Origin of the sequence: Bacillus sp. G1(2015b) (genome assembly GCF_001482475.1) — a bacterium.
In the GTDB taxonomy this organism is placed as follows: Bacteria; Bacillota; Bacilli; order Bacillales; family Bacillaceae; genus Bacillus; species Bacillus safensis.
This window is the reverse complement of the sequence record NZ_LKIC01000013.1, coordinates 1-17965: the sequence shown is the minus strand read 5'-3', so window position 1 is coordinate 17965 and position 17965 is coordinate 1. Positions and strand designations below refer to the sequence as shown.

19 protein-coding genes and 12 tRNA genes are annotated in these 17965 nt (G+C 42.2%); 9 read left to right on the top strand and 22 right to left on the bottom strand.

The window, feature by feature from the left end:
* Window positions 1-7: 7 nt before the first annotated feature.
* Together AMR95_RS09475 and AMR95_RS09470 are read right to left on the bottom strand one after the other, a co-directional pair.
* Window positions 8-445 carry a FixH family protein gene (locus AMR95_RS09475; RefSeq protein WP_039180888.1) on the bottom strand — a complete coding sequence of 146 codons (438 nt, stop codon included), beginning with the start codon at window positions 443-445 and terminating at the stop codon, window positions 8-10.
* A 118-nt stretch (window positions 446-563) separates the two neighbouring features.
* Window positions 564-1037 carry an S-ribosylhomocysteine lyase gene (locus AMR95_RS09470; RefSeq protein ID WP_003217624.1) on the bottom strand — a complete coding sequence of 158 codons (474 nt, stop codon included), beginning with the start codon at window positions 1035-1037 and terminating at the stop codon, window positions 564-566.
* A gap of 126 nt (window positions 1038-1163) precedes the next feature.
* Here AMR95_RS09470 and yidD point away from each other — a divergent pair, with 126 nt between their 5' ends.
* The gene (gene yidD, locus AMR95_RS09465; RefSeq protein ID WP_041107381.1) at window positions 1164-1388 is read left to right on the top strand and encodes a membrane protein insertion efficiency factor YidD; all 225 of its coding nucleotides are present in this window, start codon (window positions 1164-1166) and stop codon (window positions 1386-1388) included.
* A gap of 1 nt (window position 1389) precedes the next feature.
* Here the strand turns inward: yidD and AMR95_RS09460 are convergent, their stop codons facing one another.
* Window positions 1390-1956, bottom strand: coding sequence for a beta-class carbonic anhydrase (locus tag AMR95_RS09460; protein ID WP_024424929.1), 567 nt, complete (start codon window positions 1954-1956; stop codon window positions 1390-1392).
* Between the two features lie 214 nt (window positions 1957-2170).
* Between AMR95_RS09460 and AMR95_RS09455 the strand changes: the two genes are divergently transcribed.
* Entirely contained in the window at window positions 2171-3154 is a 984-nt protein-coding gene (locus AMR95_RS09455) for a metal ABC transporter solute-binding protein, Zn/Mn family (protein ID WP_047203536.1), read from the top strand.
* 79 nt (window positions 3155-3233) lie between these two features.
* On the opposite strand, the gene AMR95_RS09450 is transcribed toward AMR95_RS09455, so the two are convergent.
* Window positions 3234-3476, bottom strand: a complete 243-nt coding sequence (locus AMR95_RS09450; protein ID WP_034665302.1) for a type B 50S ribosomal protein L31 — start codon at window positions 3474-3476, stop codon at window positions 3234-3236.
* A 176-nt stretch (window positions 3477-3652) separates the two neighbouring features.
* Between AMR95_RS09450 and AMR95_RS09445 the strand changes: the two genes are divergently transcribed.
* The 4 genes from AMR95_RS09445 (at window position 3653) to AMR95_RS09430 (ending at window position 6497) form a co-directional block, all read left to right on the top strand.
* Window positions 3653-4984 (top strand): cytochrome ubiquinol oxidase subunit I, encoded by a 1332-nt coding sequence (locus AMR95_RS09445; protein WP_047203537.1) that lies wholly within the window; start codon window positions 3653-3655, stop codon window positions 4982-4984.
* Window positions 4985-5006: 22 nt separating this feature from the next.
* Entirely contained in the window at window positions 5007-6053 is a 1047-nt protein-coding gene (locus AMR95_RS09440; RefSeq protein WP_169510868.1) for a cytochrome d ubiquinol oxidase subunit II, read from the top strand.
* A gap of 68 nt (window positions 6054-6121) precedes the next feature.
* Window positions 6122-6280: a DUF1540 domain-containing protein gene (locus AMR95_RS09435; protein WP_008342921.1), complete on the top strand. Its 159-nt coding sequence runs from the start codon at window positions 6122-6124 to the stop codon at window positions 6278-6280.
* 25 nt (window positions 6281-6305) lie between these two features.
* Window positions 6306-6497 carry a hypothetical protein gene (locus tag AMR95_RS09430; protein WP_058838181.1) on the top strand — a complete coding sequence of 64 codons (192 nt, stop codon included), beginning with the start codon at window positions 6306-6308 and terminating at the stop codon, window positions 6495-6497.
* Between the two features lie 105 nt (window positions 6498-6602).
* Here AMR95_RS09430 and menC read toward each other — a convergent pair whose 3' ends face one another.
* The 6 genes from menC to AMR95_RS09400 all read right to left on the bottom strand — a co-directional run bounded on the left by menC (window position 6603) and on the right by AMR95_RS09400 (window position 14046).
* A complete protein-coding gene (menC, locus tag AMR95_RS09425; protein ID WP_058838180.1) occupies window positions 6603-7727 on the bottom strand; it encodes an o-succinylbenzoate synthase in 1125 nt (374 codons plus the stop codon).
* Entirely contained in the window at window positions 7714-9174 is a 1461-nt protein-coding gene (locus AMR95_RS09420; RefSeq protein WP_058838179.1) for an o-succinylbenzoate--CoA ligase, read from the bottom strand. The genes menC and AMR95_RS09420 overlap by 14 nt, the downstream gene beginning before the upstream one ends.
* A 73-nt stretch (window positions 9175-9247) precedes the next feature.
* Window positions 9248-10066 carry a 1,4-dihydroxy-2-naphthoyl-CoA synthase gene (gene menB, locus AMR95_RS09415; RefSeq protein ID WP_039180914.1) on the bottom strand — a complete coding sequence of 273 codons (819 nt, stop codon included), beginning with the start codon at window positions 10064-10066 and terminating at the stop codon, window positions 9248-9250.
* A 14-nt stretch (window positions 10067-10080) separates the two neighbouring features.
* Entirely contained in the window at window positions 10081-10908 is an 828-nt protein-coding gene (gene menH / locus AMR95_RS09410) for a 2-succinyl-6-hydroxy-2,4-cyclohexadiene-1-carboxylate synthase (RefSeq protein WP_058838178.1), read from the bottom strand.
* Window positions 10890-12635, bottom strand: a complete 1746-nt coding sequence (menD, locus tag AMR95_RS09405; RefSeq protein WP_058838177.1) for a 2-succinyl-5-enolpyruvyl-6-hydroxy-3-cyclohexene-1-carboxylic-acid synthase — start codon at window positions 12633-12635, stop codon at window positions 10890-10892. The genes menH and menD overlap by 19 nt, the downstream gene beginning before the upstream one ends.
* Window positions 12628-14046 carry an isochorismate synthase gene (locus AMR95_RS09400; RefSeq protein WP_058838176.1) on the bottom strand — a complete coding sequence of 473 codons (1419 nt, stop codon included), beginning with the start codon at window positions 14044-14046 and terminating at the stop codon, window positions 12628-12630. Before AMR95_RS09400 ends, menD begins: the two co-directional genes overlap by 8 nt.
* Window positions 14047-14424: 378 nt before the next feature.
* Here AMR95_RS09400 and AMR95_RS09395 point away from each other — a divergent pair, with 378 nt between their 5' ends.
* From AMR95_RS09395 to AMR95_RS09385, 3 genes are all read left to right on the top strand, one after another.
* Entirely contained in the window at window positions 14425-15363 is a 939-nt protein-coding gene (locus AMR95_RS09395) for a 1,4-dihydroxy-2-naphthoate polyprenyltransferase (protein WP_058838210.1), read from the top strand.
* A 118-nt stretch (window positions 15364-15481) separates the two neighbouring features.
* Entirely contained in the window at window positions 15482-16216 is a 735-nt protein-coding gene (locus AMR95_RS09390) for a TraR/DksA C4-type zinc finger protein (RefSeq protein WP_058838175.1), read from the top strand.
* A gap of 86 nt (window positions 16217-16302) precedes the next feature.
* The gene (locus AMR95_RS09385) at window positions 16303-16779 is read left to right on the top strand and encodes a TspO/MBR family protein (protein WP_024424942.1); all 477 of its coding nucleotides are present in this window, start codon (window positions 16303-16305) and stop codon (window positions 16777-16779) included.
* 77 nt (window positions 16780-16856) lie between these two features.
* On the opposite strand, the gene AMR95_RS09380 is transcribed toward AMR95_RS09385, so the two are convergent.
* The 12 genes from AMR95_RS09380 to AMR95_RS09325 form a co-directional block, all read right to left on the bottom strand.
* Window positions 16857-16928: transfer RNA gene (locus AMR95_RS09380), tRNA-Glu, on the bottom strand.
* Window positions 16929-16937: 9 nt separating this feature from the next.
* Window positions 16938-17028, bottom strand: a tRNA-Ser gene (locus AMR95_RS09375).
* A gap of 3 nt (window positions 17029-17031) precedes the next feature.
* A tRNA-Asn gene (locus AMR95_RS09370) sits at window positions 17032-17106 on the bottom strand.
* A 6-nt stretch (window positions 17107-17112) separates the two neighbouring features.
* Window positions 17113-17189, bottom strand: a tRNA-Ile gene (locus tag AMR95_RS09365).
* A gap of 17 nt (window positions 17190-17206) precedes the next feature.
* Window positions 17207-17280, bottom strand: a tRNA-Gly gene (locus AMR95_RS09360).
* 11 nt (window positions 17281-17291) lie between these two features.
* A tRNA-His gene (locus AMR95_RS09355) sits at window positions 17292-17367 on the bottom strand.
* A gap of 27 nt (window positions 17368-17394) precedes the next feature.
* Window positions 17395-17467, bottom strand: a tRNA-Phe gene (locus AMR95_RS09350).
* Window positions 17468-17485: 18 nt separating this feature from the next.
* Window positions 17486-17562: transfer RNA gene (locus AMR95_RS09345), tRNA-Asp, on the bottom strand.
* A gap of 4 nt (window positions 17563-17566) precedes the next feature.
* A tRNA-Met gene (locus AMR95_RS09340) sits at window positions 17567-17643 on the bottom strand.
* 23 nt (window positions 17644-17666) lie between these two features.
* Window positions 17667-17759: transfer RNA gene (locus AMR95_RS09335), tRNA-Ser, on the bottom strand.
* Window positions 17760-17766: 7 nt separating this feature from the next.
* Window positions 17767-17843, bottom strand: a tRNA-Ile gene (locus tag AMR95_RS09330).
* A gap of 4 nt (window positions 17844-17847) precedes the next feature.
* Window positions 17848-17921, bottom strand: a tRNA-Met gene (locus AMR95_RS09325).
* Window positions 17922-17965: the final 44 nt, after the last annotated feature.

Here is a 17965-nt window from a genome sequence, read left to right as displayed (position 1 = left end):
ACCGCTTTTAATGATGTGACGTTTCTTCATCTTCAGTAGATGAACTCTCTTTTTTCACCTCACCTACGTGGATGTTCGTTTTCGGCATATTATGCTGCTGTTTAGCTGTCACATGGACTTGTATGATATAAAGGCCATCTTTTTTGAAGGCTGTGTGCAATTCGTATACACCTTTGTTTTCTTTCTTTGGCTGAATCATCTTGCTGTTATCCTTGTCGCCATCTTTCCACACTTCAAATTGAACATCATCTGCATCATCAACAGGCGTATCACCGTATGTGACAGCTGCTTTTACTATAACGCTTTCATTTTTCTCCACTTGCTCAGGTCCTGTAAGCTTTACTTCTAATAGCTCAGGCACTTCCCCTTTGCCGCTATTTGCTGCAGAGTTTCCACATGCACTTAATAACGTGAGCATCAGAATCATTCCCAACATTTTTCGCATCGTGCGTTTCCCCCTTCTTTTACTGACATGTCCATTTTAACAAATATCCCCTATTTTGACATCACTGTTGGAATTCAAATAAAAAACCGGACATCTAAATGTCCGGTTCATCATTCTATTAACCAAATACTTTTAAAAGCTCTTCTTGATCCTGAGAAAGCCAGAAACGCATTAAACGTTTTGCTCCTTCAAGATCATGAAGCTTCGCTTGGCCGCATTGCTCTTCGTTTGCAGCAGGAATTTCAGTTACTTCAACTGCATCCTTGAATGTTGCATCAAGAAGTTCAACGATTTCTTTTGGAGTTGGTGCCCCACTGACAACTAAATAGTAGCCTGTCTGGCAGCCCATTGGAGAAATATCGATAATATCAAAATGATCATATTTCTCTGAGTGTGTTCTAATATTAAACGCAAGCAAATGCTCTAATGTATGAATCGTATCAGGTTTCATCGCCTGCTTGTTAGGCTGACAAAAACGAATATCAAATTTATTTACTTCCCCATCTGATCCCACTTTATGAACGCCGCAATGACGAACGTATGGCGCTTTTACAGCATTATGATCAAGTTCAAAGCTTTCAACTGAAGGCATAATCACCACTCCTATAATTGCAATTTCCTATATTATAACATATTTCTCCGACCAGTTTAGTTTATAAAACTTTCCTTCCTTGTCCTTTTTTCTTATACTGTGGAAGACAGACAAGGAGGAACCTCTATGAAACAAATTTTTATCGGCATGATACGCTTTTATCAAAAATGTATTTCCCCGCTTACACCGCCAAGCTGCCGGTTTTATCCAACATGCTCAAACTATGGACTTGAGGCGATCAAAACGCATGGCGCGATCAAGGGCGGCTGGCTGACCATAAAACGGATTTTAAAATGTCATCCGCTTCACCCTGGCGGCATCGATCCTGTTCCGCCTAAAAAGGAAAAGTAACTTACTTTTCTTCATATCCGTTGACAACTAAGTCAAGCTTCCCTGTTCCAGGGTCAATGACAAGCCCATGTACAGGTACATCTGATGGAAGAAGCGGGTGATTTTTTACTACGGACACACTGTCCTTCACGCTCTCTTCAACTGAACTAAAGCTTTTGAGCCACTGTTTAAAATCAATTCCTGAGTATTCCAGTACTTCAATACGCTTTTCTGGAATACCACGCTCAACAGCTTTATTTAAAAGTGTCTGGCTGTCAATTTTGCTCATCCCGCAATCATGATGCCCAATGACATATACCTCGTCAGCATTTAATTCATACACAGCAACTAAAATGCTTCGCATAATACTTCCAAATGGATGAGAAACAAGCGCTCCAGCACTTTTGACAATCTTAATATCGCCATTTTTCATGTTCATTGCACGCGGAAGCAGTTCAACAAGTCTTGTATCCATACACGATAGAATGACAGCTTTTTTCTGTGGAAACTTTGTTGTTGTAAATTCTTCGTATTTCTTTTCTTCAATAAATTGTTGATTATATTCGATGATTTCATCTAAAAGTTTCATACGTTTGTCCATTCCTTTATCTTTTTTTAAAAATAAATATAGCACAATGTAAGAAATTTCGTCACGTTTTGCAGCTTATTTTTTTAGAGGAAACATCTGCTGACGAAAATTTTTTATTTTCCTCTTTTCAAATCGTAATTATTACGATACAATAACTCAGGACATTAAATCGTAATCATTTCTATCTATTAGTTTGAGAGGAGACATTTTCTACATGAAAAAAATCTTTTTTATTTTAACAGCTGCTTTATTCGCAATCGGCCTTGCCGCGTGCTCAAGCAGTGCGGGCACTAATGCTTCAAAAGGAAAGGCAGACGGGAAACTAATCATTTACACCACGATCTTTCCAATCCAAGATTTCACTGAAAAAATTGGCGGCTCTCACGTTCATGCTCAGAGCGTGTATCCTGCCAATGCAGATGCACACAGTTTTGAACCAAGTTCGAAAACGATGGTTGAAATGGCTGAAGGTGATGCCTTTATCTACAGCGGCACAGGAGCTGAAGCATTCGCAGACAAAACTGCTGCCACATTAAAAGACCAAGGTGTGAAAACAGTCAAAGCAGCCGAAGGCATCAAATTGTTATCGACAAATGAAGAACATGCACATGAAGAAGGCGAAGATCACGATCATGAAGGTGAAGACCACGACCATGACGGGCACGATCACGGAGATAAAGACCCTCATGCATGGTTAGACCCAGTTTATGCGCAGCAAATGGCGAAAAACATTAAAGACACACTCGTCTCATTAGATCCAGATCATAAAAAAGAATACACAAAAAACTATGAAAATCTAAAAAAAGATTTACAATCCCTTGATCAAGAATTCAAAACAACGTTATCTAAAGCCAAACATAAAGAAATTCTTGTTTCTCACGCAGCTTATGGTTATTGGGAAAAGCGCTATGGCATTGAGCAAATCAGCGTTTTAGGATTATCTGCTTCCGAAGAGCCATCACAAAAGCAGCTCGAAAACATTGTACAAAAAGCGGAAAAGCATCACATTCAATACGTTATTTTTGAAAACAACGTCAGCAGCAAAGTATCAGATACGATCCGCAGTGAAATTGGGGCAAAAAGCTTAACCCTTAAAAATCTAGAATCCATTACTGAAGATGATGCCAAAAATGGCGAAAGCTACGTCAGCTTAATGAAACAAAACTTAAAGACCTTAAACACCGCATTAAATGATTAATACTTTTTTTAAACCCCGGGTTATCAGCCGGGGTTTTTTGCTGTAAAAAAGCACACCGTTATCAGGCGTGCTTTTTTGATTACATTTGATATTTTTTCTTAAACAGCTCGGCTCTTCCGCCTTTTTCTCCGAATTTTTGGCGTCCTGTATAAAAAGGATGCGTATCAGAGCTTGTTTCTACTTTAATGACAGGATACGTTTTCCCATCTTCCCACTCTACTGTCTCATTTGATGTCTTTGTTGATTTACTCAAGAAGCGGTAACCGCTGTTTACGTCCATAAATACAACTTCATGTGAGGTTGGATGAATATCTCTTTTCAATGTCAAAACTCCTTTCGTTATCAAAACGTAATGATTACGTTTTATAATTATATTCTACTCCCTCTTATACAACTTGTCAAAAAACAAGCTTTCTTAGTCAGGAAGAATAATCTAAAAATGGTGGAGAATAATAAGCATCATGAAAAAGAGAAGCGATAAGAAAGGCGGAGAAAAAATTGACTGATCTCGTTTTAGCTAGAAGCCTGTTCGGCACAACCATGGGCTTTCATATTATTTATGCCTCGCTTGGCGTTGGCATCCCGCTAATGATTTTGTTAGCTGAACTCATCTTTCAAAAAACAAAGGACCCGCATTATGCCATCATGGCCAAGCGATGGACAAAAGCACAAGCTGTTCTATTAGGGGTCGCTATCCCAACAGGTACTATTGCTGGTACGCAGCTTGCCCTTTTATGGCCAGGTTTTATGGAGGTTATCGGAAAAGTCATGTCACTGCCATTCCAGATTGAAATCTATGCGTTCTTTATAGAAGCATTATTTATGTCTATTTATGTGTACGCAGCGGATCGCCTATCAAATGCAATGCGCATCATTACGGTTATTTTTATCGTCATTGGTGCAGCTGCATCAGCGATTCTGATTACAAACGTACATGCTTTTGAAGGGACACCTGCTGGCTTTCAGATGGTGAATGGAGAAATCACAAACATCGAGCCTTGGAAGGCCTTTTTCAATCCAAGCTTTGCTGTGACTGCTACACATGTTGTGCTGTCTGCTTTTACAACAGGTGCTTTTGTCATTGCTTCCGTTGCAGCTTTTAAAATGCTCAAAACTAAAAAAAATGAGAAGCTCTATACATTTCATCGAAAAGCCCTTTTTCTTGGACTCATTGTAGGAGGACTTTTCTCTTTTCTCACAGCCTTAAATGGCCACGAATCTGCTCAGCTTCTGTATGAATATCAGCCTGAAAAGCTGGCTGGAGCTGAAGGTTTATTTGAAACGCAATCACATGCGCCTCTTGCAATAGGTGGTTTTACGGATGCTGATTCGCAGGAAATTAAAGGTGCGATCGAAATTCCTTGGGCGCTTAGTTTTCTCGCAGGAAATAGCTTCGATACGGTGGTCAAAGGTTTAAATGATTTTCCCCGTGACGAGTGGCCGCCTTTATTTATACACACATTATTTAACGGCATGGTCATTATTGGATCGGTGCTCATTCTATTTGCGGTATTGGCACTGCTTTACCGTAAAATTTTAAAACGTGAAAAATTTCCGAAGTGGCTTCTTTTTCTTTACTTATTCGGCGGGCCTCTTAGCCTTTTGGCTATTGAATTTGGCTGGATCTTTGCTTGTACAGGCCGTCAGCCATGGGTCATTTATCGAATGCTCAAAACCTCGGAGGTTGTCACATCATCTGGCTCGATCGGGACACTTTTTATCCTTTTTGCCATTGTCTATCTCATCTTAGGCATAGCAACCGTTATTGTGCTGACGTACTACTTTAGGAAACATACGATTGAAGAAGACCTACGGTTAACAGAATCTTAAAAAGGGAGCGATCTTGATGCAAATGGATGTTACAACTGATGCGCTCATTGCAATCACCATCTTATGGGGATTCGTTTTTATCTATGCAGTGATGGCATCAATGGATTTCGGCGCAGGATTTTGGTCGATGATTTATATGAATAGAGAACAAACAAAGGCAGCTAATATCGCGAATAAGTATCTTTCTCCAACTTGGGAAGTGACAAACGTCTTTATTGTGGCCATCGTTGTCGCATTGTTCAGCCTGTTTCCAGGTGCGACCTTTGTACTTGGTACCGTTTTATTAATACCCGGCAGCATCATCTTATTGCTTCTTGCACTACGAAGCGGGTTTCTCGTGTTTTCTCATTCACTGCCTAAGAAATACCGAAAAGCGGTGACTTATATTTCAGGGATCAGCGGCTTTATCATTCCGTCCATCCTGATCATGGTTCTCCCAATTACCCATGGTGGATTTATCTTTCAGGAGAACAACGTCTACTCTTTAGATCTTGGACTGGTTTTTACAAGTGCAAATGTTTATTCTTTTGTCGGCTTTGCCATCTTCAGCACCCTTTTTCTTTCGTCCTTGCTTTTAGCTGATTTCTCTAATGTAGCTAATGAAGATGAAGCTTACAGCATTTATAGAAGAGGGGCGCTCATTACAGGTCCACTTTCACTCATGATGGCCTTTTTTATCATGCTGACATTACGAAGCGAGGCGAATTGGCTGTTCACAAAAATGATGCAGAACATCCCTATTCTTCTTGTATCTCTCCTAATGTTCCTGCTAGCAGGACTAGCTCTATTTTTACCAAACAGCCGTTTTAAGCATCGGAAAGGGAGACCACGCCTTGCCGTCATTGCGATTACCATTCAATATTTCTTAGCAAGCTACGTGTACGGACGTGCTCACTTGCCTTACATGGCCTATCCAGATATTACAATCATGTCTGGATTTACAGACCCTGTCACATTTAGGGCATTATTTATCACCTATATTGTAGGTTTTATCATCTTATTTCCTGGGTTCTATTTCTTCTGGAAATTATTTATGAAGGATAAGCGCTATATTCGTCAGGAAGATTAACATGAATGGACGAGCTTCATTTCGGTTACATTATAGATGAAAGACATACTCAAAAGGAGGTCATCTGTATGAGTCAAAAAATCCTTTGTGAAGTCAATAACTGTTCCTATTGGAATACTGGAAACCGCTGTGGTGCAGATGCAATCTATGTCGTCAGCCACACAGGAAATACGGCTGAGAAAAGTGAAGAAACGGATTGTAAAACGTTTAAACCACAAGATCTTTAAGTCTCATTAAAGGAGGCGCTTCAATTTGAAACACGATCGGTTGCTTCAAACGTTTTTTGACGAAATTCATGACGCGGATGAAGCCGCATTCCATCAAGCCGCTCACTCCTTTTTAAACCTTTGGGATTATGAATATGGACATGCAGCAAACATGCCCAATGAAATGCATCAGTATATCGGACAGCTTGCTTATGACAACGAGCTGGTAGAAGAGTAAGAAAGAGCGGTGAACCGCTCTTTCTTTTTGTTCAGACAGGAAGGAAAAACTTTCCCTCACTATACATCCATTCTATTGGATAAGCAAAAGGTGATTTCTTCGTTTTTATCTCACAAAATCATGTTTTGTAAACACGTCGATTTTATCTGAAAACGAACGGAGCGCTTGGTAATCAACTTCCACGCCCATTCCTGGCGAGCGAGGCACCTCAATAAATCCATTTTCAACCTTAATTTCAGGAAAAATGATATCCTGCTCCCAAAATTTTGACGAAGCTGAAATATCACCGGGAATTGTAAATTGAGGAAGTGAAGCAAGTGCCACGTTCTGCGCGCGGGAAATACCTGTTTCAATCATCCCCCCGCACCATAACGGAATTTGATGCTCCTTACTGAACGTATGAATTTTAAGCGCCTCTGTCAGTCCGCCAACTCGTGAAGGCTTCACATTAATAATTTGACAGCTGCCAAGCTCTACAGCTTTTCTGGCATCATCTAAAGAACAAATACTTTCATCTAAACAAATCGGCGTTTTTAAATGCTTTTGCAAATGGCGATGGTCCACAATATCATCTGCAGCTAAAGGCTGTTCAATCATTAATAAACGAATATCGTCGAGCTGCTTGAGCTTGCTAATATCTTTTAATTCATAAGCAGAGTTTGCATCTGCCATTAATGGCAGCTCAGGAAAAGACTCTCTGATCTTTTGAAGAAGTCCAATATCTTGTCCTGGTTTAATTTTCACCTTCACCCGCTGATAGCCTTGATCAACAAATTGCTGAATTTGCTCAAGCATATCGTCAATAGGGCCTAACCCCGCCACAACACCAGATGGTATTCTATCTTTTGTGCCGCCTAATACATCGCGTAAAGACTTATTCTCACGCTTCGCATAAATATCCCAAACAGCCGCTTCAATGCCTGCTTTGGCCATCCTATTGCCTTTAAATTGATACAGACTGTCCGGTATTTCTGAAGGATGTGTAAAGGTGCGTGTCAGCACGTTCGGGATAAAGAAAGCCCTCAGCATATGATAGCAAGTCTCAATTGTTTCTTCTGTATACCACGGAGAAGAAAAAGCAGATACCTCTCCCCATCCAGTTAGTCCTGTTTGGTCTTTTACTTCAACAATAATAAACTCACGCTCTGAAATGGTTCCAAGACTTGTTGTAAATGGTTGTTTAAGCTTCATCGTGACATGATATAAAATTACTCGTTCAATTTGAATCATTTGAAAACCCCTTTGATCTGAGTCTGTGCCTTTGCAATTTATTCGACGCATTTCTTGGCAGCTCGTTCACAAAGTGAAAAGCGGCGGGCCATTTATATTTGGCTAAATGCGACTCACATAAAGCATAGAGCTCATTCTCCGGTATCTTATCATCTGTTACAAGGAAAGCAGCCGGTACCTCTCCCCATCTATCATCATACATACCCGTTACTCCGGCTTCCTTTACATGCGGATGTGTTAGCAGCACCGCTTCAATTTCCGCAGGATAAATATTTTCTCCGCCAGAAATAATCAAATCTGAACGGCGGTCAAGCACAAATAAGAACCCTTCCTCATCCACATAGCCAATATCACCCGTCTTCAGCCAGCCCTCATGAAAGGCAGCCGCGGTCGCTTCTTCACGGTAAAGGTATCCTTTCATCACATTTGCACCTTTCACCATAATTTCGCCATGCTCAAAAGGACGGCAAATGCGATCACCATCTTGAATTTTCAGCTCACACCCAAAAAGAGGTTTTCCCGCTGACCCAAGCTTCTCTACACTAAATTCAGGTGCAAGCGTCACAATTTGTGAACAGGTTTCCGTCATACCGTACGATTGAAAGACAGGAAAGCCCTTCTCTTTGCTTTCTTGGAGCATCGCATAAGGCGCAGGTCCTCCGCCTAATAAAAGACAACGCAAAGAAGACGGACATTCTTCTAGTCTGCTTAATAAACGAGATAACATCGTCTGCACAACAGAAATCATCGTCACACGATGCCGTTCAATAGAATCCTTTACTTCATCAACGTCAAACTTCTGATGAAGCACGACTGTCATTCCATAGATTACAGACTTAAATAAGGCAGATAAACCGCTAATATGAAAAAGAGGCAGGGCAATGAGCCAGCGGTCATCCTCTCTGAGACCCAAATTCAATGCAGAGGAAACAGCACTATGAAAATGATTGCCAAACGTTTGCTCTACACCTTTTGGACGTCCTGTTGTCCCAGATGTATACATGATGGTTGCTGTTTCATTCAAATCAAATTCGCTCTCGATCTTTTTTTCATGGCCTTTCCCTGGTTGAGGTAAAGTTTCCATTGTATAAACGGGTAAATCCCCCTTATGATCGCTTGCATAAATAGATTCCGTTAATAACGCCGCTGCTTTTGCATCTTCTAGCTGATAGCGCCTTTCAGCTTTTGTCAGCTTATTATTCAATAGCACGATTTTTACTCCTAATAAAAAACATGCATGTACAAGCATCACCATGTGAGGATGATTGTTCATCAAAAGCGCAACCGTTTCCCCTTTTTTCAATGATGCCTGTGCAAGTCTATTTGAAAGCTCGTCCGCTTCTTGAGCTAATTCGTGAAATGTCCACTCTTTCTCTTGATAAATAAGCGCGACTCGATCTGGTGTTAAATAGGCACGGTGCAGCAGCCAATTAGGTTGCTTCATCATGAGACACCTCCTTTTCGTAAAAGAAAACAGCTTAGTCTGATGCACTAAGCTGTTGTTCATTAATATCATTGAATCAAGGGAAACGCGGGAACTGACCGAAGTCCGGCTTGCGTTTTTCCTTAAAGGAATCGCGTCCTTCTTTTGCTTCATCTGTTGTGTAATAAAGAAGTGTCGCATCTCCTGCAAATTGCTGAATTCCAGCTAATCCATCCGTATCTGCGTTAAATGCAGCCTTCAAGAATCGTAAAGCAGTCGGGCTCTTTTCTAGCATTTCCTCACACCACTTTACTGTTTCCTCTTCAAGCTGATCTAATGGGACAACTGTGTTAACAAGTCCCATATCAAGCGCTTCTTGTGCATTGTATTGACGGCATAAGTACCAGATTTCTCTTGCTTTCTTATGACCTACAATACGTGCAAGGTAGCCTGAACCGTAACCGGCATCAAAGCTGCCTACTTTTGGACCTGTTTGTCCAAAAATCGCATTATCTGCTGCAATTGTCAGATCACATACTATGTGGAGAACGTGTCCGCCTCCGATTGCATAACCTGCAACCATCGCAACAACCGGTTTTGGAATGACACGAATCAAACGCTGTAAGTCTAATACATTTAGACGTGGAATTTGATCGTCTCCTACATAACCGCCATGGCCACGGACTTTTTGGTCTCCACCAGAACAGAATGCTTTTCCGCCAGCACCTGCAAGTACGATCACACCAACTTCTGAATTATCACGAGCTCGTGAAAATGCATCGATTAATTCACTAACAGTCTTTGGGGTAAACGCGTTATGTACGTGTGGACGATTAATCGTAATCTTTGCGATCCCATTATACGTTTCATATAAAATTTCGTCATACTGACGCTCAGTTTGCCATTCAATAGCCATCAATATTTCCTCCTCTAATCTTGCGCTAAAATAAACTCACTTACTATTTTACCAAAAAAATGTGGTTGTTCCACATGAACTGTATGCCCAGCATGCTCAGCCAAAATGAATTGACTTCCTTTCAGCTCCTGCTGCATACGTTTGCCGATATGGCAGAACTTTTCATCAAGCGTTCCGCAAATGAGCAAAACAGGTAAATGAATATGCTTTAATGCCTTCCAAATAGACGGCTGTGAACCTGTTCCGATGCCTTCTAAGCTGCGAGCCAGCCCAAGTGGATTGGCTTTCAGTCTTCCTTCTCTCAGTTGAGCCTGCTTTTCCGCCGATAAAGCTTTCTGTGAAGCAAACAAAGGAATGCTCTCCCAAAAATCCACAAACTTCACTAAGCCTTCATGCCTGATTTTTTGGGCAAGCTGATGATCCTGCTTCAGTCTTGCCATCCGCTCTTTAAAAGTGCGAAGCCCTGGAGACGTGCTCTCAAGGATCAGTTTGTTGACACGATCTGGATAACGAGCAGCAAATGATAAAGCAATACGCCCTCCCATAGAATATCCGAGAATATTCACTTTGTGAAGCTTTAATTGGTTTAAAATCTCTGCAAGATCTGCCAGCTGCTGAGACATCGCATATCTTCTCACACTTTCTGGCGAGTCCGTACGCCCATGTCCGAGCAAGCTGACCTGAATCAGTCTTGTGTTCTCCAAATAAGCATTCAAGAACGTCCAAGACGCAGCACTTCCAGTGAAGCCGTGTAAGCATAATGTGGCATTTGCTGCCGAAGGGTTCTGATCCACCACTTCGTACGCTACCCCATCACGCATTCTTATGATGAGAGAAGGCATTCTTTTTTCACTTCTTCCAATATGTCATCCATCATTTGACGATGATTGTCTACACGGGAATGACGATCTGTTTCAATTTCAATTAAATGAAGCCCAGGTTCATCGATATGCGCCATATACACATCATGCAACTCTTGTTTCGTTGCGGGTTTCGAATAGGTTCCCCCATATAACCTCGATGCATACTCAAAATTCAGTCCTGTCGGCGTTCCAAAGAGCTTTTCATAATACGGTTCATCCGACGCCTGCGGAAGGAAAGAAAAGATACCTCCCCCATCATTGTTTATCAAAACAACTGTCAGCGGAATGTCCATCAGCTTAGCTGCAAGCAGACCGTTCATATCATGGTAAAATGATAAATCTCCAATGACCAAAGTGACAGGCTGCTTCAAAGCTGCATACGTGCCAAGTGCTGTGGACACAACACCGTCAATGCCATTTGCTCCGCGATTCGCCATCATTCGAAAAGGCTTGGACTGAGTTTCAAAAAATGTATCTACATCACGAATCGGCATACTATTTCCGATAAAAAGGACACTCTCTTTTGGCAAGAGGTGCTGAAGCTGACGGTACACATTCCCTTCAAAGGACAAATCCTCATCTGAATAGCGGGCTGCATGCGTTCTAAATGATGAATTAGCATTCTGCCATCGGTTTAAGAAACTTGTCTCTTTACGTTGTACTGCTTGATTTAATGCTGCTTCTACAAAAGCAGCCACATGACTTTCTATAACGTACGAAGCACTTAACCCAGGATCACGGAAACCTCCGGCAGCATCTACAACAATCTGCTTCACTCCCGCATGTTTTTCCAGCCACTTGAATAAAGGCTTAGATACAGGCATCGGTCCAAAACGAATGACCATATCCGGTAAGAGATGCTGCTGTAATGCCTCATCTTTTAATAAAGAATCATACGCATCGATAATGAGATCTTCATTTTCATGCCCGTTGCGCAAAAGAGAAAGTGGGTCAGCTAAAATAGGTAAATGCAGGGCTTTCGAAAGGCGTAAAACTGCCTCTTTTTCTTCCTGTGTATGAAGTTCACCAGCCACAATCAGTCCCTTTGAGGATTGGTTCATGACGGTTACGATTTCAGACATCACTTGATCATTAGGGGAAGCCTGACCTGATGCTAATACCTTTTTCGTATCCTCTTTTTCTCGCGCGAAAGGATCAATAGACAGATCAGGAAGCAATGGCTCTCTCAGAGGTACATTGACCTGAACAGGCCCCTTTGGCTCCTGCATCGACATGTGATTTGCTCTCGCAGCTGCCGCCTGAACATAACGCAACATCGTTTGACTGTCCTCCGGCAATGCTAAGTCTGTGAACCATTTAACAAACTTACCGAATAAGAATTGCTGATCAATCGCTTGAGGTGCTCCAACTTCCCTCAATTCGTGCGGCCGATCAGCAGTTAAAACAATAAGAGGTACACGAGAATAATGCGCCTCTACAATGGCTGGATAAAAGTTAGCAGCTGCCGTACCTGATGTACAAATAAGCAGCACTGGTGATTGACTTGCTTTTGCAAGACCAAGCGCATAAAAAGCAGCAGACCGTTCGTCCACTAAAACATGAACATGGATGTCTTGATGAGCAAGGGCCAGCATCGCAAGCGGAGTTGAACGAGAACCAGGACAGACAACTGCCTCTTTCACACCACCTTGGACGAATTCATCCATCAATCTGCCTATATATGTTGTCATGATGTGATTATTCAATAGGATGACCTCCAAGAGCAGACAGCATTGGTCTTAACTTCACTTGTGTTTCTTCATACTCCTGCTTTGCAAGGGAATCCTCTACAATTCCGCATCCAGCGAACAAACGAACACGGTCTTCCTCAATAAGACCTGACCGAATGGCTACAGCAAATTCTCCATTATCCTGAGAATCAATCCAGCCTATCGGCGCTGCATACCAGCCGCGCTTGAGCGGTTCGATTTCACGGATCACTTCAACCGCCATTTCCTTTGGATATCCGCCTAGTGCCGGCGTCGGATGGAGCTGCTCAATTAATGAAAAGAGGGAACAGCTGCTTTTAATTTCTCCCACAATCGGTGTAAACAAATGCTGAATGTTTTTTGTTTTATAAAGACTTGGTTGATTTGGTTTATGCACGTGAAGGCAATTCGCTTCAAATGCTTGCTCAATCATATTGACAACAATTTGATGTTCAATCAAATTCTTCTCATCATGCAGCAGTTCCTCGCCTAATGCGTGATCCTCCGCTTCATCTTTTCCGCGAACAATGGAACCTGCTAAACAGGAGGAAAAGACCTCTCCGCCGCTTTTTTTCACTAAGCGTTCCGGCGTGGCTCCGACAAATGCTTGTCTTCCCTGTTCAACCGCAAATACATAACTCGTTGTTTGATGCTTTAATAATTCCGCTAATAGTGGAGCGAGTTCAATTTGATTTTTATAGTGAAGCAAGACTTCTCTTGCTAAAACAACCTTTTCATATTCGTTTGCACGAATGTGGTCTGTCGCTTCTTCGATCGCCTTCATCCATTCCTTCACATCCAGCTCTTCCACATGAACAAGTTCAGCTTGTCCACCAGTCCGAACTGGCAATGTCTCGAAACGAGAGGCTTTTTGTTCTAATTCCTGAATAAGCTGATGAACATTCCCGTCCACCTGCTTCCACTCATTGATCGTAAGAAAACTGCCTTCTTTTGAGACAGTCAGCATGATCGATGGCACAAAAAAATGAGCATCGCCAAATGCTTCCCAATGACGCGCCTTCTCTTCATACGGATCAAACGAGAATCCTCCAAATAAAAGCGGACCAACAGCCGCTTGCTTTAACTCCTTTTCATCATGAAAATGGAACATGTGCTGCTTGAGCTGTTCCCATTCTTGATGGACTATATCGAATCGTTCCTTGCCTTGCTCAGATGATTTAATGACGGCCGCTCTGCCAAGTCCAGAAAATATCATTTGGCTTTCTGGATCAGACCAAAAAAACCGCTCGCCTAAAAAATCCGCTTCGCCGCTTTGGAAAAAGGCAAGAGGATCCAGATCGTCAACTCTTCTGGAGTAGCTTATCAAAACAGCATGGTTGACGTTATTCGCTTCTTCTAATGTCGCAAGCGCTTCCTGCCGGAAAGTACTTTGCACTGTTGTCACCATGATACATTCCTCCAAAATCCATGAATTACATAAAAAATAAAAACATAATGAAAAAATACATGAACATTCGAATATGTCGAATGACCTGCTTTTCTATTATAAACCTTAACAGATGAACTTAGTAAAGAAAACAGCTTCTAAAACCTCGAATCCTTATTATATCACGCTTTCAAGATTTTTTCGCTCTTGCTTATTGAAACGAGAGCATCTAAAGCAAAATGGCAGGACCGTTCTAAAATCAAGCTTTCCTTCGATATGGCAACGATTAGCAAACATCTTTTTCCCGATTCATCGCATCAATATATTGACACCTTTTTGAACTTTGCTAAACTGGAATTTGGACGTGTACGTATTTTTTTATTTAAAGGAGTATATTTTATGCAGCATCAATCGATATCAGATCAGCTTTCACCAATAAAGCCTGATAAAAACTGGCGAATTTGGTGGAATTTACTACGACCGCATACACTAACAGCGGCATTTATTCCCGTTACTTTAGGAACTGTTTTAGCACTTCCAAGTGGTCAAATACATGTTGGGCTATTTTTAGCCATGCTGTTTGCATCTATGTTTATCCAAATCGCAACAAACATGTTTAATGAGTACTTTGATTATGTTCGCGGGCTGGACAACGAGAAATCTGTCGGCATCGGCGGAGCCATTGTAAGAAACGGTGTGAAGCCAAAGACAGTCCTCAGCCTCGCTTATGCACTATTTGCACTTTCTTTATTACTTGGGGTCTATATTTGCATGATGTCTAGCTGGTGGATTGCATTAATAGGACTTATTTGTATGGCAGCAGGCTATTTCTATACTGGCGGCCCTGTACCAATTGCATATACACCGTTTGGAGAACTTGTTTCAGGTGCTTTTATGGGATTAGGGATTATCCTGATAAGTTTTTATATCCAAACAGGCACTCTGACGTCTAAAGCTGTTCTCGTCTCACTACCAATTTCTATTTTAGTTGGTGCCATCTTACTGTCGAACAATATCCGTGATTTAGACGGGGATAAGGAAAATGGACGAAGAACACTTGCCATTCTCGCTGGACGCAAAGCTGCAGTGAACATTTTACTTTCCATGTTTTTGGTATCATATGTACTCATTTTTGTTTATATCTTCACAGATATCGTCGGTCTTTGGAGTCTTCTTGTTTTACTCAGTGTGCCAAAAGCCTATACAGCCATTAAAGAGTTTAAGCAAAAAGAAAAACCGATTGAATTAATGAATGCCATGAAATCTACAGCTCAAACCAATACATTTTTTGGTTTTCTGCTGACGATCGCCTTGATCTTACAATACTATATCGCGTAACAAAAAACGCCTGCAGCCGCAGGCGTTTTTTTAATTAGGAATTGCTTCAAATTGGAACTAGTCTTACATACAAAATTGCTCATACTAACAATATGTTTGATATGAAAGGATGATCGCTTTGTTGTCAAAAGACGAATTACATCATTTGAAGCAGCGCCTTCTCGATGAAAAAAAAGAACTTGAAGCCAAAAGCCATGACGATGAACAGAAAGTATCCTTTCCTTACGATTCAGTCGGAGAACTGTCTGCCTATGATAACCACCCGGGCGATCAAGGGACAGAGCTGTTCGAGCGTGGGAAAGATATTGCTTTAAACAGCTTGGAACATGAACATATGTTAGATATCGATGAAGCACTTCAAGCCATTGCAGACGGCTCTTATGGACTATGCAAGGTCTGTAAGGCCCCTATTCCAAAGGAACGCTTAGAAGCCTTGCCTACTGCCGTCACATGCACAGAGCACTCAAAAGAACAGACCGTTTCACAAAACCGTCCGATTGAAGAGGATTTATTAAGTCCGCCAGCTGGACAATTTGAAAATGAAGAAAGTGCTGCGTACGACGGAGAGGATGCCTACCAAGACGTAGAACGCTACGGAAACTCTGATACCCCGTCTGATATGGAATTCCCACCTTTGACATACGATGATGTGTATACACAATCAGAAGATGAAGATTATGTGGAGGACTACGAAGGATTCGCAGCTGCTGATATTGAAGGAAAAGCAAGCAAGGTGTATCCGAACAAAGCACACGAGGCCTATGAAGAAGCATTAGACGAAGAAGGTGTCATGACGGTATTTGGTGACTTGAAACCGTACGAGGAAGAACCTTATACAGAAGAAAATCATTAGTCCCCTCATATTGGGGGCTTTATGTTTATATCATGTAATGATTGGGAAATCACTTTAAGAGTGAATTTGATTGGAGGAGATTCTTGATGGCTAGAAAAAGTATCATTTGGGCGATTGTCGTCTTCTTTATTACATACGCACTATTCTCTATTGCCGGATTTTTGTTCCCCATCGACAGAGAATGGTATGACGCATTAAATAAACCAGAATGGACACCTGGTGGCGGTGTGATTGGTGCTGTGTGGGCTGTCTTATTTGCACTCATCTCATTGTCCGCAGCGATCATTTATGGAAAATATGGATTCCAAAAAATCACTTTACCATTTTGGATTCTTTTCCTTTTAAATTACGTATTCAATCAAGCCTTTAGCTTTTTTCAATTTACACAAAAGGATTTGTTTGTGGCTACGATCGACTGCCTGCTCGTTGCACTGACAGCACTTGCACTTGTCATCGTCTCACGTAAACTAAGCAAAGTCGTTCCAATTTTACTGATCCCTTATGTCTTATGGGGCTTCTTTGCGACATACTTGTCTTATACGATCTATTCCATGAATATGTAAAAAAAGACTGCCATGATAGCGGTCTTTCGTTTTGAAGAAAACAAAAAAGAGATCTTTGACAAGATCTCTTTTAAAAATGACCCGTACGGGATTCGAACCCGTGTTACCGCCGTGAAAGGGCGGTGTCTTAACCGCTTGACCAACGGGCCATACAATAATGGCGGAGAAGGAGGGATTTGAACCCTCGCGCCGCTTACGCGACCTACACCCTTAGCAGGGGCGCCTCTTCAGCCACTTGAGTACTTCTCCATTTGGCTCCGCAGGTAGGATTCGAACCTACGACCGATCGGTTAACAGCCGATAGCTCTACCACTGAGCTACTGCGGAAGATCATGGTGGGCCTGAGTGGACTCGAACCACCGACCTCACGCTTATCAGGCGTGCGCTCTAACCAGCTGAGCTACAGGCCCATGAACAGATATACAAATGGAGCGGGTGATGGGAATCGAACCCACGACATCAGCTTGGAAGGCTGAGGTTTTACCACTAAACTACACCCGCAAAAATATGTATGGGGCGATTGATGGGAATCGAACCCACGAGTGCCAGAGCCACAATCTGGTGCGTTAACCACTTCGCCACAACCGCCATACTATGAATATTTTGTTATAAAAGTGGCTCGGGACGGAATCGAACCGCCGACACACGGATTTTCAGTCCGTTGCTCTACCAACTGAGCTACCGAGCCAAGTATTCTTTTGAAAAATGGCGGTCCGGACGGGACTCGAACCCGCGACCTCCTGCGTGACAGGCAGGCATTCTAACCAACTGAACTACCGGACCATTTTGGTTGCGGGGGCAGGATTTGAACCTGCGACCTTCGGGTTATGAGCCCGACGAGCTACCGAACTGCTCCACCCCGCGATGATATGGTTTTTTAAAAAATATGGCGGAGGAAGAGGGATTCGAACCCCCGCGGGCTTTGACACCCCTGTCGGTTTTCAAGACCGATCCCTTCAGCCGGACTTGGGTATTCCTCCGTATAGATGGTGGACCTTGTAGGACTCGAACCTACGACCGGACGGTTATGAGCCGTCTGCTCTAACCAACTGAGCTAAAGGTCCTTTATAGCGGCGGAGGGGATCGAACCCCCGACCTCACGGGTATGAACCGTACGCTCTAGCCAGCTGAGCTACACCGCCATGATCAAAACAATCTTTTAAAAAGTGGAGCCTAGCGGGATCGA